At 69.4% G+C, this 15,568-nt stretch carries 14 protein-coding genes and 1 pseudogene; 4 read left to right on the top strand and 11 right to left on the bottom strand.

The features are described 5' to 3' along the window. The 3 genes and pseudogenes from AB0A74_RS16395 to AB0A74_RS16385 form a co-directional block, all read left to right on the top strand. Window positions 1–357: transposase (locus AB0A74_RS16395; RefSeq protein WP_358250136.1), on the top strand; the 357-nt coding region annotated here is incomplete at its 5' end. 378 nt (window positions 358–735) lie between these two features. Continuing rightward, window positions 736–1,211, top strand: a pseudogene (locus AB0A74_RS16390) (sigma-70 family RNA polymerase sigma factor); the annotation flags it as partial. A 548-nt stretch (window positions 1,212–1,759) separates the two neighbouring features. Then, window positions 1,760–2,152, top strand: coding sequence for a hypothetical protein (locus AB0A74_RS16385; RefSeq protein WP_358250134.1), 393 nt, complete (start codon window positions 1,760–1,762; stop codon window positions 2,150–2,152). Between the two features lie 521 nt (window positions 2,153–2,673). Here the strand turns inward: AB0A74_RS16385 and AB0A74_RS16380 are convergent. The 8 genes from AB0A74_RS16380 to AB0A74_RS16345 all read right to left on the bottom strand — a co-directional run bounded on the left by AB0A74_RS16380 (window position 2,674) and on the right by AB0A74_RS16345 (window position 11,299). Beyond that, a complete protein-coding gene (locus tag AB0A74_RS16380; RefSeq protein WP_358250132.1) occupies window positions 2,674–3,681 on the bottom strand; it encodes a hypothetical protein in 1,008 nt (335 codons plus the stop codon). A gap of 10 nt (window positions 3,682–3,691) precedes the next feature. Further along, window positions 3,692–3,970, bottom strand: coding sequence for a hypothetical protein (locus tag AB0A74_RS16375; protein ID WP_358250130.1), 279 nt, complete (start codon window positions 3,968–3,970; stop codon window positions 3,692–3,694). A gap of 783 nt (window positions 3,971–4,753) precedes the next feature. Then, entirely contained in the window at window positions 4,754–5,401 is a 648-nt protein-coding gene (locus tag AB0A74_RS16370; protein ID WP_358250129.1) for a hypothetical protein, read from the bottom strand. Between the two features lie 267 nt (window positions 5,402–5,668). Next, window positions 5,669–5,974, bottom strand: coding sequence for a hypothetical protein (locus AB0A74_RS16365; RefSeq protein WP_358250127.1), 306 nt, complete (start codon window positions 5,972–5,974; stop codon window positions 5,669–5,671). Further along, a complete protein-coding gene (locus AB0A74_RS16360) occupies window positions 5,958–6,353 on the bottom strand; it encodes a hypothetical protein (protein WP_358250125.1) in 396 nt (131 codons plus the stop codon). The genes AB0A74_RS16365 and AB0A74_RS16360 overlap by 17 nt, the downstream gene beginning before the upstream one ends. Before the next feature lie 45 nt (window positions 6,354–6,398). Continuing rightward, window positions 6,399–6,836: a polymorphic toxin-type HINT domain-containing protein gene (locus AB0A74_RS16355; protein WP_358250123.1), complete on the bottom strand. Its 438-nt coding sequence runs from the start codon at window positions 6,834–6,836 to the stop codon at window positions 6,399–6,401. A gap of 676 nt (window positions 6,837–7,512) precedes the next feature. Further along, a complete protein-coding gene (locus AB0A74_RS16350; RefSeq protein WP_358250121.1) occupies window positions 7,513–8,412 on the bottom strand; it encodes an SDR family oxidoreductase in 900 nt (299 codons plus the stop codon). Window positions 8,413–8,572: 160 nt separating this feature from the next. Further along, window positions 8,573–11,299: a SpoIIE family protein phosphatase gene (locus tag AB0A74_RS16345; protein WP_358250120.1), complete on the bottom strand. Its 2,727-nt coding sequence runs from the start codon at window positions 11,297–11,299 to the stop codon at window positions 8,573–8,575. Window positions 11,300–11,541: 242 nt separating this feature from the next. On the opposite strand from AB0A74_RS16345, the gene AB0A74_RS16340 reads away from it, so the two are divergent. Continuing rightward, a complete protein-coding gene (locus tag AB0A74_RS16340) occupies window positions 11,542–12,771 on the top strand; it encodes a PP2C family protein-serine/threonine phosphatase (protein ID WP_358250118.1) in 1,230 nt (409 codons plus the stop codon). Window positions 12,772–12,912: 141 nt separating this feature from the next. Here AB0A74_RS16340 and AB0A74_RS16335 read toward each other — a convergent pair whose 3' ends face one another. The 3 genes from AB0A74_RS16335 to AB0A74_RS16325 form a co-directional block, all read right to left on the bottom strand. Continuing rightward, window positions 12,913–13,644 carry a DUF6545 domain-containing protein gene (locus tag AB0A74_RS16335; RefSeq protein WP_358250116.1) on the bottom strand — a complete coding sequence of 244 codons (732 nt, stop codon included), beginning with the start codon at window positions 13,642–13,644 and terminating at the stop codon, window positions 12,913–12,915. A 196-nt stretch (window positions 13,645–13,840) separates the two neighbouring features. Beyond that, a complete protein-coding gene (locus tag AB0A74_RS16330) occupies window positions 13,841–14,851 on the bottom strand; it encodes a hypothetical protein (protein ID WP_358250114.1) in 1,011 nt (336 codons plus the stop codon). Then, window positions 14,848–15,546, bottom strand: a complete 699-nt coding sequence (locus AB0A74_RS16325) for a DUF3558 family protein (protein ID WP_358250112.1) — start codon at window positions 15,544–15,546, stop codon at window positions 14,848–14,850. Before AB0A74_RS16325 ends, AB0A74_RS16330 begins: the two co-directional genes overlap by 4 nt. Between the last annotated feature and the right edge of the window lie 22 nt (window positions 15,547–15,568).

Below are 15,568 nucleotides of genomic sequence, written 5' to 3'. Positions count from 1 at the left end.
GTGCTGGTCACCCCGGCCCACATCCACGACAAACGCGCCGCCCGCCCACTGCTGCGCCGCGCCCGAGCCATCGCGGGTGACCGGCTCTCGTTGTTGTGGGCCGACAACGGCTACCACGGAGCCTTCCCCGACTGGGCCCGCACCACCCTTGACCTGGTCATCGAAGTGGTCACACGCCCACGCGGATCATTGTTCAGAGTGCTGCCGCGTCGATGGGTGGTCGAACGCACCCTGGCCTGGATCACCTCACACCGACGCTGCGCCCGCGACTACGAACGCCTCCCACGCCACCACGAGGCCATGGTCCGCTGGGCCATGATCCGCACCACCACCCGCCGACTCGCCCCACAGAGGTAGTTCACAAACAGCCACTCAGTGCGTGGAACCTTGTTCCGCCTTCGACTGAAGGATCGCGGGAACCTTGGAACCCGTGAGACGGCACTGACAGTTGTGTTTCGACCTCTGAAATGTTCGCCACTTTCGGAAAGTCGGGTTAACCTCGTCGTCGCAGCAGCACTAGCCTAGCTTGCGATGGGGTGACGCACCGCCCGCACGAAGATCGACCTCTACCGGCGCGCCGTCGAGGACGGCCTCATCGAGCGCGAAATCGCACCGACCATCGAGGACGACGACGACACCCCCACCCCGCTCCACCGTCGTGATGACCGACCGCGATCTGGTCTCCGCCGTGATGGCGAGCCCCGTCCACATGGACACGCTGAACAGGCGTCTGGCCCGCTGGTCTACCGGTACTGCAAGGCACGCCTGCCCTCCGACGCGACGTTCGGTTCCTCCGCCGACGACGTCACGCAGGAAGTCCTGCTCGCCGTGATAGCCGCGCTCCCCCAGTTCCGCGACCGGGAACAGCCCCTGCTCGCCTTCGTCTACGGGATCGCGCCCACAAGGTCGCCCAAGCCCGCCGAGCCGCGGCCGACGACCCGACCGAACCCGTGCCGCAGATACCCGACACCCGCAGCCAGGACCACGACCCCGAATCGCTCGTCCTGGGCGGTGAACTGTCCCGACAGATGGCCACCCTACTGGGGGTGCCACCGGAGAAGTAGCGGGAAATCCTGCTTCTGCGCGTGGTGGTCGGCTTGTCCGCGGAGGAGACCGCCGAAGCCGTCGGCTCCACCCCCGGCGCCATCCGCATCGCCCAGCACCGCGCCCTAGCACGCATCCGCGAGAACGTGGCCGAGGAGTACGACTAGCCGCAGGCCCGGCCGCAGAGGACCTCGACGCGTGCCAGTCCCGTGGTGAACCGGCCTCCCGCACCGCCATCGCGGTCGGGACATGGTGTGATTGACCGGTGCCCGTGTCGCAGCCCGGGGTGAGGGTGTCGGTGTCGCTGGCCGGCCCTGAGCCGCCCGCTTCGGCCGCCGCCCACAATGCACCTGACCTGCGGTGTATAGCCCACTGGCGCGACACCGCACTCAATCAGATGACCAGCTCCAATCCTGTTCACGTTGTTTTCCGCACACCTGCTGCGGAATGTCTGGACTGATTGAGCGCCATATCGCCCTGATGGGCTAAGGTACGTCCACGGAGCGTACATGCAAGCTGAGGCGTTCGTGTAGAGTACCTCGGATCAACAGGCGTCTGTGGCGACGCTGTTGACCATTGCGCGCCAACTCGATAACTTGGTTTTACGTAGCATAATTGCAGTACTCGTAAGCTTTGCTGCGTCAAGGGCAGGCCTGAAACAAAATTGAATTGCACACTAGGTGATCACCTAGCCTTGGAGGTCAGCTTGTTCTGCGTGCGAAAGTTGGTCGTACGTCCAATTATCGTGTTCATGCTGGTGGTAGCAAGCATCCTGTCTAGCCTGATCACCGCTGGTGCTGTCGGGAAAGTTCAGCCCGCACATTCGGCGGGCGAGATCTCAACTCTTGCAAATCATGTCCCGTGCGCCGGAAGGGATGATTTCTTCAAAATCCGTTTCGACCCACTCGGCGTAGGTTCTTGGGAAACGCACTGCTATGCTAATGCGGGACTCGTCAATGGTGGTAAACCCTTTTATCGAACCATTTGGATGTGCTCTGGAAATAACAACGTCGACTACAGTGTCAACAACATCCGGACAACCCTTTGGCGGTGGGATTGCCACGAGATGCACGAAGGTGCGACGATTTGGAATGTCGTTTTATGGTGAGATAAGTTGCTTCATCGAGCGTGCGGACCGGCTGGATGAACGCCAGGCTGGCACCATCCAGCCGTGACCGCCAGACTGCCCGCGATCCGCCGGCCCGACGGCCCCGTTCACCACCTGAGCCGGGTACGGGTGCACCTCTGGTGCGATACCGGCGACTCCGACACCTCGACCAGGCGTGGGGCTACCACGTGCTGGGCACCCACGATCCCCGGCTCGCGCGCGAACTGGCCGCCCAGCCGGCGGCCAGTTCGGCGACCATCCGACCGCACACCTCGGTCCGGCCCCGGGCGGCAGGTGGCTGCGGCTCCAGTGGGACCGGCTCGATCCGGTGTGGGAGGACGCCCCCGACCGCAGCGCGGCGGCCGTGACCGTCCATACCGGCGCGCCCGACCTCGGCGCGCCACCCTGCGCCGCTCGACGACACTGGTGCTGATGATCGACGATCCCGGCTCGCGCAAGGGCGGCGCGTAGGTACCTGCCCCAGCCGGGCCCGCCGACTCCGGGCAATCTGGGTCCAGCCGTCAGTTGCTACTCCTGCTGTTCCTCAGGTGCCGTCGTGCCCTTTGACGGGAGAAGGTGCTCGTGCGCCGGGCCGGTGATCTGCCGACGAAAACTTGCAGCCACAGTCTGGTAAGGCTCTCCTCCGACACCGGCACGGCGGGCAGCCTCAGATCGGCGGTCGCGCCGTCCGGCCCGACAAGGTCGGGGTGATGGGGAAAGACGAACACGTTCGTGGCAGGCCGGCCAGCCTCCGGGCACTCTCGAGTTTTCCACTCGACCAGCCCGAAACCCTCGTGTGTCGGGCCGGACCACTTACCGCGCCTGTCGTTGGTGGCGAACGGGTCGCTGCGTCGCTGGTGCAGTTCGTTCCACAGCCGCATGACCCGCTGGACCTGGTGGGCCGGCAGGCCCGCCGCGACGACCAGGGCCTGCACCTGTTCCGGTTTGCTGGGCAGGGTCGTCCGGCGCAGCAGCGAGTACGCCTGGCTTCGCGGCACGCCCGCGCGCTGGGCCCACTTCGGCACCGACAGCCCCGAGCGTCGCCGGATGTCGCCCAGCAGGCGCACGAACCCCTCGGCCGTCGTGGCCTGCAACTCCGAGTCCAGCATCGGCTGAAGGCCGGGAAGATCCGACTCGTCTTTGCCCGCAGGCTCCCGGCCTGCAGGCGGCACAAAGGCGGCAGCCGCACCGGCCCTTGACCCCATCTCGAAGGACGGGATCATCGCCTGCCCGGCCAAGGCCTTCCGCCTCCGCCGTTCCGCTGTGAACTTCGGCGGTTCGTGGGGCAGCTGCTCGGCCTGCGCCTGGACCCAGGCCGAGCGGATCGCGAGTCGTTCCTCGACCGTGGTGTCCAACTCGAACAGCATGGTGGCGTAGAACTCCCAGGTCAGCAGGAGGCGCTTGTCCAAGGCGCCCAGGAACGCGCCCGTGGCGCGCACCTGGTTCACCGACAGCACCCTGCCCACCAACCGGTGGAACTCGTCCACGGGGTGACGTTCCCCGTCCAACGTCGCGACGGCGGTGGTCATCGCCGCCGCCTCACGCCGTGGCCGGGAGCGCGGCGAGCCTGGTCACCACACCGCTCAGCCGCGGGAGCCGGCCCCGGGAGACCACGATCACCGCGGCCACCACGGCGAGCGCGAACCCGCCCGCCGACGCCGGGGTGTGGCGCGTGGCCAGGAGCCACGCAGCGAACACCAGCACCACCGTCACCAGCGCCACCTCGGCGCCGGTCACCGACCGGCCGGCCGCGGCGCATCCCCGGCGCGGTGCGCCTGCGGCCGACCGGCCGCAGGTCTGCGTCATCCGTCGCTTCATCGTCGAACTCCCTCGGTACAGCGCCGCCGGCACCCGTGGGGGTGCCGGCGGCCGCGGGGGCCTCAGCCCGGGACTGGGGATTCAGCTCCAGTTGATGTTGCTTCTCCGCCGCGCAGTTGGCGCTGCCCGCCGGATCACCTACAACTGTAACGACAATCCCCGACACCACGGAATTGTGCGGGTGAAAAATGACGACCGCCCGGGAGTCGAAAGGGTCGAAAACCGTCCAACAGCGTCCAAGAATTGATGCAGTGACCATCCGCCCTGGCTGACGTCGGTGCTTGTGGAACGCATAACCGCAGCTAGAAGCCGTCCAAAAGAGTTCAACCGAGGATGTCTCGCCTCGTGTGCACGCTGTGGCCGCGTTACCCTCGGACAGGTCGATCTCGTAACACGCGCCTCTTGCGGGGAACGGGTCGACTCCCTTGAGCGAGCTGTGGCCTCAGCCTGGGCATCAGGGGACGAACGGCTCCCTGTTGGCGCGGGGACCGTTCACCGCACGACACGGCCTGGTGCCGGCGGGCCGGATCGTCCGGTCGGCACCAGGCCGTCACGGCCGCACCGGCCGGTGCTCACAGACGCCCACGCCCGGTGCCGGCCACCGCGGCCCGCGCCAGCTTCGTCGCCGCCCTGCGCGACCGTCGGCCTCGGCACGCCCTTCGCCCGGTCGCCGTGTAGCGGCGTCCGGTCGGCCGGTACCCGGACCTCAGGTCCGCCGTGTCGTTCCGGGCGGTCGCCCGGAGGCCGGATCATGGCGTGGTGAGCGACGCGACCACTCCCCCGTTACCCGACCCGTCCCCCCGTCCGCCCCGGCCGCCGCTGCCGCGGTGGACGGTGCCGGTGGTCGCCGTGGTGGTGCTGGCCGCGGCCGGGCTGACGCTGCTGGTGCTGTGGCGGTGGATCGACGGCCTGGCCCTGGCCGACCCGGACCGGAAGGCCGCCGCGCAGATGGACGCGGTCAAGACCGCCTCGGGCATCGCGGTGGGCGGCGGCGGCCTGTTCGCCCTGTACCTCGCGGCCCGCCGCCAACGCACCCAGGAACTGGAGTTGACCCAGCGCGAACGCGTCCAGATCCACGCCGAACAGGTCGCCGAGGTCAACCGGGCGCACGCCGAGCGGGTCGCCGAGGCCTCGGAGAAGGACGCCGCCGACCGCCGGGTCACCGAGCTCTACACCAAGGCCTCCGAACAACTCGGCTCGGACAAGGCACCGGTCCGCCTGGCCGGGCTCTACGCCCTGGAACGCCTCGCCCAGGACAACCCCCACCAGCGTCAGACCGTGGTCAACGTGCTGTGCTCCTACCTGCGCATGCCCTACACCCTGCCCGGCGACCCGCCTGCGGACGACGCCGACGAACCCACCCGCACCCTCCACGACCAACGCGTCCAGGAACGCGAGGTCCGCCTCACCGCCCAACACATCCTCGCCCACCACCTACGCCCCGGCCCCGACCCCCGCCACCCGGACCAGACCTTCTGGCCCGACACCGACCTCAACCTCACCGGCGCCACTCTCATCGACCTCCAATTCGACCACTGCCAACCGCGCCACGCCCCGTTCGACAAGGCGACGTTCACCGGGCACGCCCAGTTCGGCAAGGCGACGTTCACCGGGAACGCCTGGTTCACCTGCGGCGACCGCGCGACATCCGGCGCAGCGCTCAATCTGGCCCGCCGGCTGGAGGATCACCGACGGCCATCAGCCCGTCAACGGCAGACACGGCACCTGGCATCGCCTCGTCGAGGACGAGGTGGCGCCCACCGCCTCCCCGTCGAAGTCGACACGATGGCCGTACCGGACGGAACGACTCACCAACGGCGACGACACCGACGTCCCGATCATCACCATCCGGGGCACTCGCCGGCCACCCGGCCCCGACGGCCGCTCGCCCCGCTCCGGGTCCGTGGCGGCCACCGCGTCCGGGCGCGCGTCGCCGGTCGGGGTCGGCGCGTCCTTCGCCCGGGCCGCCGCGGTGCCCATGACGCCGTCAATCCAGGTGCACATCCTCAGCACCGAGCCGTCGAAGTGGGTGTTGACCCGCGCAATGAGGCGCGGATCTCGTGGCCGGGCACGAGATCCCGGTCGACCTCCTGCCCGCAGCCGCAGGCGCACGGCCGTAGACGAACCGGCGTTCCTCGGGCAGCTCGCGGTAGGCGACCGGGTTCTGCGACCCGGTCTCCACCGGGTCCGGGCGACCCAGCCACGCCTCGCGCAGCGGGTGCCCCTCGGGCAGCACCCCCTCCAGCGCGATCCGGTCCCCGACCGGGGTCAGGCCGGTGGCCCCGGCGACCGCCAGGACCACTCCGCCGCCGACGACGAGCGCGAACCGCTGCCCCTTCGCCTTGTCGCGGGCCATCTTCCACACGCCCGGCCAGCTTCCCACGCCTCCTGCTCCGTCATCCGGAGAAGTGCCCGACCCAGTCCCTGCCTAGCGGGTCGTTTTGCACAGTCTGATAGCTCCTCGTGCGCGACTTCTCGCCAGTTCGGCGTCAACCTGCGTAGGCGCGCCGCAGTTGTGAACGAGAAGCGATGCCACGCCTACGACGACGAGATACGTATGGATTCCAGCGACTGTGAAGTTGTAAACCTTGGTCGTCGTACGCCTCTCGACCTTCAGGACCGGGTACTGGGTTCCGTCGGCCGACACGAGGTGATCACCAGGCGCGAGATCCCTTACCGCGACCCATCGGTTCGTACTCGCCGCCCGGAACGGGTGTGCGTTGGTCGCGGTGATCGCGGTTGCACTGCCAGCATCCTGCGCACCGGCGTCGACAGTGAGGTCGACCAACTCCTTCTCCCCCGTTCCGATGATCGTCGCCGTGACCGCACGAGGTCCGGTTTCACCGGATCCGGCACGTTTCGCCACGTGGACCTAGACCAGAACATCAGCCCTGCAAGCCGCGCCGTGGTCAACCGCCCCTCGTTCGACGACCAGCAGGTCGCCCATCCATCACAGAATCAATCAAAAAGCAACACCCGAGAGCGGGTCTCGCGCCAACGCAGTCAGTCGGCAACATCCACCAGCACGACGCTCACGACACCGAACCGCAAACTCGGGCCGTCTACCGGTCGGCAAACACAGTGCCCGATTCGCTGCCATACAAATGAGAATCGACAAGATTGGTTAACAAGATCACCAAGACGCGGGGAGACGCGGCATGCGGTCACCGTCGTGTCAGGAGATCCGTTCCTACGGTCCAACCCCCGTCGCCCTGGCCGAGATCGTTCGACACCGACGACATGGACGGCGGGGCGCAGACGGTCGAACCCAAGACAACACGGATGCAAACCGAGAGGGACCACTCGCCGGGTAAAGGGCAGGTCAAAAAGCGCCTTCTTTGCGAGCGGAAGTGGCCCTCCGGCTGGCCAGTGGGCTGCACACGTGGTCGTAGGCGGCGGAGCAGTAAACGGACGTGCGCCTCTCGGCGGCGCGCGTCCCTCACAAGACGAAGTTGAGCGTGACATTGTTCCCGACATGAGCCGGGTTGACTCAAGTCCGTGGAGAGACTTGGGAACGGCCTCCGCTGACGCCGGTCGGTGACTCAGGTCAGGAGCTGGCCGCCGGTCACGCCTAGGACCTCCCCCGTGACGTAACTGGACTCCTGGGAGGCGAAGAAGACGTACACCGGGCCCAGTTCGGCGGGTTGGGCGGCGCGGCCCAGTGGGGTTTGGCCGCCGAAGCTGTCCACCTTTTCGGCGGGCATGGTGGCCGGGATCAGCGGGGTCCACACGGGGCCGGGGGCGACCGAGTTGACGCGGATGCCCTTGTCGACCAGGTCCGCCGACAGCGCCTTGGTGAAGTTCACGATCGCGGCCTTGGTGGCGGCGTAGTCCATCAGTTCGGGTGACGGCTGGAAAGCCTGGATGGAGGAGGTGTTGATGATCGACGCGCCTGGCCGCATGTGCGGGACGGCGGCTTTGCACAGCCAGAACATCGCGTAGATGTTGGTCTTGAACACCCGGTCGAACTGCTCGCTGGAGATGCCGAGCAGCCCGTCGTCCTGGGACATCTGGTAGGCGGCGTTGTTGACCAGGACGTCGATGCGCCCCAGCTCGCCCACCGCCCGGTCGACCAGTTCCCGGCAGGCGTCCTCGGTGCGCAGGTCGCCGGGGACGAGCACCGCCTGCCGGTCGGCCTGACGCACCAGCTCGGCGGTCTCCTCGGCGTCCTCCTGCTCCTCCGGCAGGTAGGACAGCACGACGTCGGCCCCTTCACGGGCGAACGCCACCGCCACCGCGCGCCCGATGCCGGAGTCGCCGCCGGTGATGACGGCCTTGGTGTCCACCAGCCTGCCGCTGCCCCGGTAGGTCCGCTCGCCGTGGTCGGGCGTCGGAGCCATCTCCTCGTCCGTGCCGGGGTGCTGCTGCTCACTGCCCCGCTGCTGCTCGGGCCGCGGGTACTGGTGCCGCGGGTCCTGCCGGGTGTACTGGTCGTCGGTCATGTGCCGCCCCCGTTCTCGTCGCCGATCCCGAGTCTTCCCCCTCACGGCGCGCTGAACCCTCCTGAAGGGGACGAGATCAGCCCAGCGTGTGACTCCGTTGACGCTGACCTGCCCGCCGTCTGCGAAACACCGGTCCGGCGCTGCCACCAGCCGGCGGTCGTCAGGTCCGCCGGACCACGAGTGGCCCGGCCGGATCCAATCCGTGCAGTCCGGACAGGGACAGGACGCGGTCGGGGGCGGAGCCTTCGGTCACCAGGACGGTCAGCGTGTGGCCGGTGTGGACGGCTGCGGCGGCGTCGAGCAGTAGCGCGATGCCGGAGCTGCTGAGGTAGGTCACCTCGGTGAGGTCGACCTCGACCACGCGGTCATCGGCGTCGCCGACCTTGTGCAGCACGGATGCGCGCAACCGCTCCACGGTGGCGGTGTCCAGCTCGCCGACCAACCGCACGCGGACGGTGCTGCCGCCTTGGTCATCGGCCGGCAGGCGCGCGCCCTCCCCCTCGATCGGCGCCGCGGACGCGGGTGGGGGCGGGGCGCCGGTTTCCGGCGCGAGGTGGAAGTCGACGGTGGTGCCGTCCTCGCGCTGGTCGAAGGCGACCTCCTCGGCCAGTGCCCGGATGATCTGCATGCCGCGCCCGCGGTGGCCGGGGTCGGCGGGCACCGGTCGCCACCGGCCGTGGTCGCGCACGATGACGTGCACGCCGGCGTCCCTGGCGGCCAGCTCGTACTCCAGGCTGCCGGTTCCCGGCCCGTAGGCGTGGTCCACGACGTTGGCCGCCGCCTCGCCCAAGGCCAGCTGCAGGTCGCCCAGCAGGTCCGCGGACAACCCCGCGGCACTCGCCCACGCGGCGACCTCCCGGCGCATGACGGCCAGCGAGGCCGGTTGCGCGGGCAGCGTGGTGCGCAGCGGGGCGGGCAGGTGCCGGGCGATGACGAGTGCCACGTCGTCGCTCTGACCGTCGGCGAGCAGGGCGTCGGTGACGGCGTCGGCCAAGGCGTGCGGCGCCGCGCCGCTCACGTCGCCGGCGACGGCGAGCAAGCGGGCCAGGCCTTCGTCCACCGTGGTGTCGTGGCGTTCCACCAGGCCATCGGTGTAGAGCACGACCGACGCACCCACCGGCAGGGCGGCGGAGTGCTCGACGTAGCGCGGACGTCCCGCCGCGCCCAGCACCGCTCCCCCGCCGCCGGTGAGCGACCGCGCGGTCCCCGCGTCGACGACGAGGGGAGGTGGGTGGCCGGCCGCCGACCAGCGCAGCGCTCCGGTGGCGCGGTCGAAGACCAGGCAGACGCAGGTGCTGCCGGTGGCGCCGTTGACCCGCCGGGAGAACAGGTCCAGGCGCTCCAGCGCTGCGGCCGGGGAGTGGCCGTCGAGCAGGTAACCGGCGAGTGCGGTGCGCAGCTGTCCCATCACCGCCGCCGCCGACGGGCCCTTGCCCACGACGTCGCCCACGCACAGCGCCACCGCCGCCGCGTCGAGTTCCAGCACGTCGTACCAGTCACCGCCGATCTGCGCGTACGTCGACGCGGGCAGGTAGCGGGCCGCGATCGCCAGCCGGTCCAGCGAGGGCAGCTCGCCGGGCAGCAGGCTGCGTTGCAGCGCCTCGGCGATCTCGTGTTCGCGCCGCAGCAACGCCTCGCGTTCGGCCTCGGCGCGCTGCCGCTCGGTGACGTCGCGGCCGATGGCCTGCGTCCCGGTCGGGGTGGTCTGGATGCTCAGTTCCAGGGCGATCACGGTCCCGTCGCCGCGCCGCACCTGCCACACCTCGGTGATCACCCGTCCGACGGCCGGATGGGCGTCCTGCCCCGGCGCACCGGGGTCCCGACCGGACACCACGACGTCGGTGACGCTCGTGCCGAGCAGCTCGTCGCGGGTGCGGCCGAGCAACGCGCACGCGGCGGGGTTGACCTCGACGAACCGGGAGTCGCGGTCGAGGATCCAGATGGCGTCGGTGGCCTGCTCGACCAGCAGCCGGTGCCGCTGCTCGCTCTCGCGCAGGGCGCGGTCGGCGTGCACCCGCTGCAGCGACTCCCAACACCGGCCGACCACGACCGAGACCAACTCGACCTCGGAGGGCGTCCAGTGGCGCACCGATGCCTGGTGCACCGCCAGACCGGCGACGAACCGCCCGTCGCGCAGCAGCGGCACCGTCACCACCGCGCGGATGCCGGTCCGCTGGTAGGTGTCGCGGTCATCGCCGGTCAACCTCGGGTCGTGCGCGGCGTCGGCCACGATCCACGGCCGTCCCGCCCGCATGGTCCGCAGGGCGTCCTCGCCGAACGCAGACATCGCGAACCTCCCGCGCAGCGACGGCAGGCCGGTGGCGTGGTCGCCGCTCATCACGAAGTGGTCCTCGTCGGCTTCCACGCGGGCGTAGGCGCACCGATCCGCGGCCAGGTGCTCCCGCAACAGCCGGGTCACCACCGCCATGACCTGCTCAGCGTCGCCCAACCGCTGCAACCGCTGCTCCAGGTCGGCGAGGAAGCGGTCGTGCTGCTCGGCGTCCCGGCGCCGGGTGACGTCGGCCAGCATCCCGCGCGCCCGCACGGGGCGACCGCGGTCGTCGCACACGACCTTCCCCCGGCAGCGCAGCCACATCGTCCGCCCGTCCGCGGCGACGACGCGGAACTCCACCTCGAAGTAGTCCTGGGCGACGCCGGCGCGCCACGCGCGCAGGACCTCCTCGCGATCGACCGGCTCGACCAGCTCCGTCAGGCTGTCCAAGCCGTCGAACCAGCGGTCGAGGGGGTAGCCGAGCAGCACCTCGGCGTAGCGGGAAACGAAGGTGAAGCGCCGCGTGGCGACGTCCGCTTCCCACGCCACCACGCCCAGGTCGTCGACCAGGTCCGGTAGATCGGAACTGTCCGACGTGACGTCTCCGACCGTCATCGCGCTCTCAGCCCGCGCGCTGTCCGCGATCACTGGCGGTGACCAGTGATCTCTGGATCAGCCGCAGCGAGCTGCGGTCCGGTAGTGGAGCAGTGCTGATGGGGGCACGCCTTGTCACGTCGCGTAACACTACTTGGTTCGGCCGTCGCGAGCGCCTCGGACGACCCTCCGCTGCCGTCGATCGGCGTGGTGATGTTCGCCGTCGCTTCGGGTAGACCTCCGGCAGGACGCGGGAGGTGGTCGTGGACGGTGACGGGGTCGGGTTGGGTGATCTGCTGGCGGCGGCGGAGAGCGCGCCGCCGATGGAGTCGGTCGAGGTCGTCGCGCGGAACCTGGAGAAGCGCTTCGGCGCCGTCGAGGTGTCCTTCCTGTTGGTCGACCTCGTCGGCGAGCAGGTGGTGCGGTTGACCTCCACCGGGCGGGACGGGTGCGACCGGGAGCGGGTCGGCCTGCGGGGCAGCGCCTACGAGGAGGTGCTGCGCACCCAGCGGCCGTGGCGGGAGCGGGGCGACGACGGGGTGCGGGTGGTGCTGCCGGTGACCAACCGCGGCGACTGCGTGGGCGTGCTGGAGCTGACCGTGCCCACCCTGGACGAGGAGACGCTGGCGCAGTTGGGCGAGGCCGCGCACGCGCTGGCCTACATCATGGTCACCGATCGCCGCTTCACCGACCTCTACCACGTCGGCCGCCGCACCACGCCGATGAGCCTGGCCGCGGAGATCCAGCACCAACTGCTGCCCTCGGCGTCGTGCTGCGAGGCGGCCCGGTTCACCGTGGCCGGCGCGCTGGTGCCCGCCGACGAGATCGGCGGCGACACCTACGACTACGCCCTGGACCGGGAGACGCTGCACCTGTCGGTCACCGACGCCGTCGGCCACCACGTGGACTCCGCCCTGACCGCCACCCTCCTGGTCGGCGCCCTGCGCGGAGCCCGTCGAGCCGGGTGTGACCTGGCCGAACAGGCCCAGCGGGCCAACCAGGCGCTGCTCGACCACGGTCGAGGCGCGCTGGCGACCGGGCTGCTGCTGCGCGTCGATCTGGGCGGGGAAGGGATCGAGCTGGTCAACGCCGGTCACCCCGCGCCGCTGCGGCTGCGCGATGGCGCGGTCGAGCAGCTGAAGCTGGAGGTCGACTTGCTCTTCGGCGTCTCCGCCGAGCGCGTCTACCGGGTGCAGCGGCTGGACCTGTGCCCCGGTGACCGGCTGGTGCTGCTCACCGACGGCATGGTCGAGCGCAACGCCGCCAGCGCGGACCTGCCCGCGCTGCTCCGCGCCACCGCCGACCTGCACCCCCGCGAGGTCGTACGCGCGCTGACCGGGGCGGTGCGCGACGCCTGCCGCGACCGCCTCCAGGACGACGCGACCGTGCTCTGCCTGGACTGGCACGGCACCGGGTACACCGACCGCCAGGCGGACACCGGCGCCGACCCCGACACCGCCTCGTGCAACCGACAACGCAACGCCAACCACTGACCTGTGGCACCCCGCACCGCTGCGCGGACGGCCGGCGCTCCGCAAGGAATGGCCACGGTCCTGCTCACCGCCGAAACCGGGCTGGACACCGCGCAGGCCGTGATCACATGGCTGGAGAACAAGATCGCCCCGCGGTCCGCCCTATCGTGCTTCCCGGTTGCGGAGTGCAGCGCCGATGGCGGCCACCTGGCGCGCCTCCGAGAGCAGGTTCGGCGCGGTCGGCGAGTGTTGGAGCGGGATGGGCTCGACTCCGGGAGGGTGGCGGCGGCCAGCGCGGTCGGCGTCCGGTGTGGCGCCTAAGTCGGCGACTTCCGCGTAGATGTTCGCCGATGCTGGATCGCGGTTCAGCTCCTGGGCGATCGCGCCGGTCCAGTTCGGAGTTTCGGGTGAAGCGCGAGCGCGCAGGGTGAACTGGGCGTCATGGATTTCGATGACGCGTCGGTAGAGCTGGTAGTGCGCACGTTCCACACCGGCGAGCCGGCCGTTTTCGATGTCAGTCACGCGCACGTGCGGTACTGCTGTGACCATCCGTCGCCAGAGCCAGTCGAGGCTTCGCCTCTCGGATGCGGTGAGGGTGCGATCGCGAGGGTGTTTGGCTGTGACATGGGCGAGTGCGAGTGAGGCGAACAGCTCGGCTTCGCGTTCGTGCGGGGAGGCAAACGCTGTGCGGCCGAGGATGCGGCGTACGAGCGACGGTGTCAGCGTTGGCGCTAGCCGCCGCAGTGCTTCGGTAGCGGTTGCCGCGGCGGGGTCGGTGTTGTGGTGGTTGAACAGTAGGTGGCCGATCTCGTGCATCACGGTGTGTTGCGCGTGAAGTGGAGAGATGGTGTGGGGCAGGTAGATGACGTCGAGGTCGCGGGTGCTGATCAGCATTCCGCTGAGTGGAGCTGCCATCTGCCGTCTCGTGATGAGCTTGATCGGCCGTCCTCGCTGCTCTGCTAATTCGGCTACGAAGTTGTTGAGACTGAACGGGTGCGGGAAGTTCAGGGTGTCGATCAGGGCTTTGCACCGTGCGGTCGTGGTCGTCGGAGTGGCGTGCATCGTGCTGTTCCGATCGGTCTGGTGGCTTTCATCGCGGGAGGATGAGTGTTCCGGCTTGGACTTTCGTGATGGCCGGGGTGAGAGCTGCGGGGAGGGTGACGCAGCCGTCGGCGTCGTGGCGGCCGAGTGGAGATTCTGGTGGAAGTCCCGGCGCGGTGAAGGTGCTTGGCGAGGTGGTGCAGATGCGTGGTTGGGTCGTGGTGAGTTGCAGCCATAGTCTGGCCAGCCAGGCGCCGGGGATGTCGTAGGCGCTGATGGCGATGAATGTGCGGTTGGCTGGCCGGGTGCCGGTGTGCGTAGTTGGGGTCTTCGTTGCGGCGCGGGCTATGGGGGCGACTAGCGTTGCCGTGCCGGTGTCGTAGTCGAGGTCGAGTCGTCGGGTGCTGTGTGTGAGTTCGATGGCGGGGTCGAGGTAGATCCAGCCGCTGGCGGCGATGCCGTCGGGTGTTGGTCTCGTGGGGAGCAGGATCTGGGCCCAGCCGGGTTGCCGGGCGATCACCGGTACCCGCGTGCGGGTGAAGACTTGTAGCGGTGGCAGGCGGGTGAAGGCGGTGCCGCCGGGTGCGTCGTACACCGGGATGGTGCTGGTCGGGTGTAAGACTTCGGTGCCGGGGTCGCCGGTGGGGTCGGGGTCGGGTGGGGCGTCGGCGAGCGAGTTGCCGATCAGGGCGAGTGGCAACGTGTCCAGTTGATCGTCGCTGGGTCTATTCGGAGCGACGGCGGACGGGTCGGCGGTGGCGGTCACCGTTGGAGGCGGCACCATGGCGGAGACGGTCACCGTAGTCGCTACCGTCACCGAGTCCTCGTGCTTGGCGCTGGGGCCATCGGTGTCGCGAATGATGAGGATGACGGCGGTGAGTGCGGCAACCGCCGCCGTCATCCGCAGGCCACGCGAGCGGGTGACAGCGTGGGGCTGTGGCCGTGCGGTGGTGACCGCCTTGGAAGGCGACGTGGATTGCACCGTGACAGGCGGTGCCTGGGCGGGGATCACCGTGACGTCTCCGGACAGGCACCCGATCGCGGGTTGCTGGTCGTTCACGGCGTGGTCGAGGCGATGTGGTTGGCGACGGTTGTGGCGATGGTGCAGCTGTCGATGTGTGTGAAGCGGCCGTTGGTGAGCGAGACCCCGGCGACGCCGTTGGCCAGTTGGACGATGGCCGTGCACATCGCGTTGCCCTTGCTGTCCGTGCCGGGTTTGAGCAGGCCGGGTTTACCGGCGTAGGTTGCGGGCTTGGAGCCGGTGAAATCGTTGGGGTCGGCCGAGTTCTGCTCGGGTTTTGCCCAGGCGACGATGACGATGAAGTCCTTGCCGGTGTTGGTCGTGGGCTTTCCGTTGGCGTCGTACTCGACGGTGACGGTGTCTCCGTTGTCGTAGCGGCAGGACGTGGCGAAAGGGTCGTTGTCGCGGGGTGGACGCAGGACGGGTTTGGCTTCCGGCTTGGTGGGTCGTACTGCTTCGGGGAAGGCTTGCCAGCCGACGGCGCAGGGGTCGAACGGTGCGCCGACGGCGGCGGCGTCGACTCGCTTGTCCAGGTCCCCGAGGGTGATGGACCTGCCGCTGCCGGGTGTCTGGCTTGTACCGCTGGACGGCGCCGTGGTGGCGGGAGTCTGGGTGTTCGAGCTGTGCGTGGCCTTTTGTGGTGTGGGTGTGCCGGTCACGGTGGAGGTGCAGGCGGCGAGCGTCGTTGTGGTGGCGAGTGCGAGCAGCAGTCGTCGCGTGATGGTGCTGGACACGGGTCTCTCCGGTGATGTCGGG

This window comes from Saccharothrix sp. NPDC042600, assembly GCF_040647305.1.
In the GTDB taxonomy this organism is placed as follows: Bacteria; Actinomycetota; Actinomycetes; order Mycobacteriales; family Pseudonocardiaceae; genus Actinosynnema; species Actinosynnema mutabilis.
This window is presented reverse-complemented; position numbering and strand designations above follow the sequence as displayed.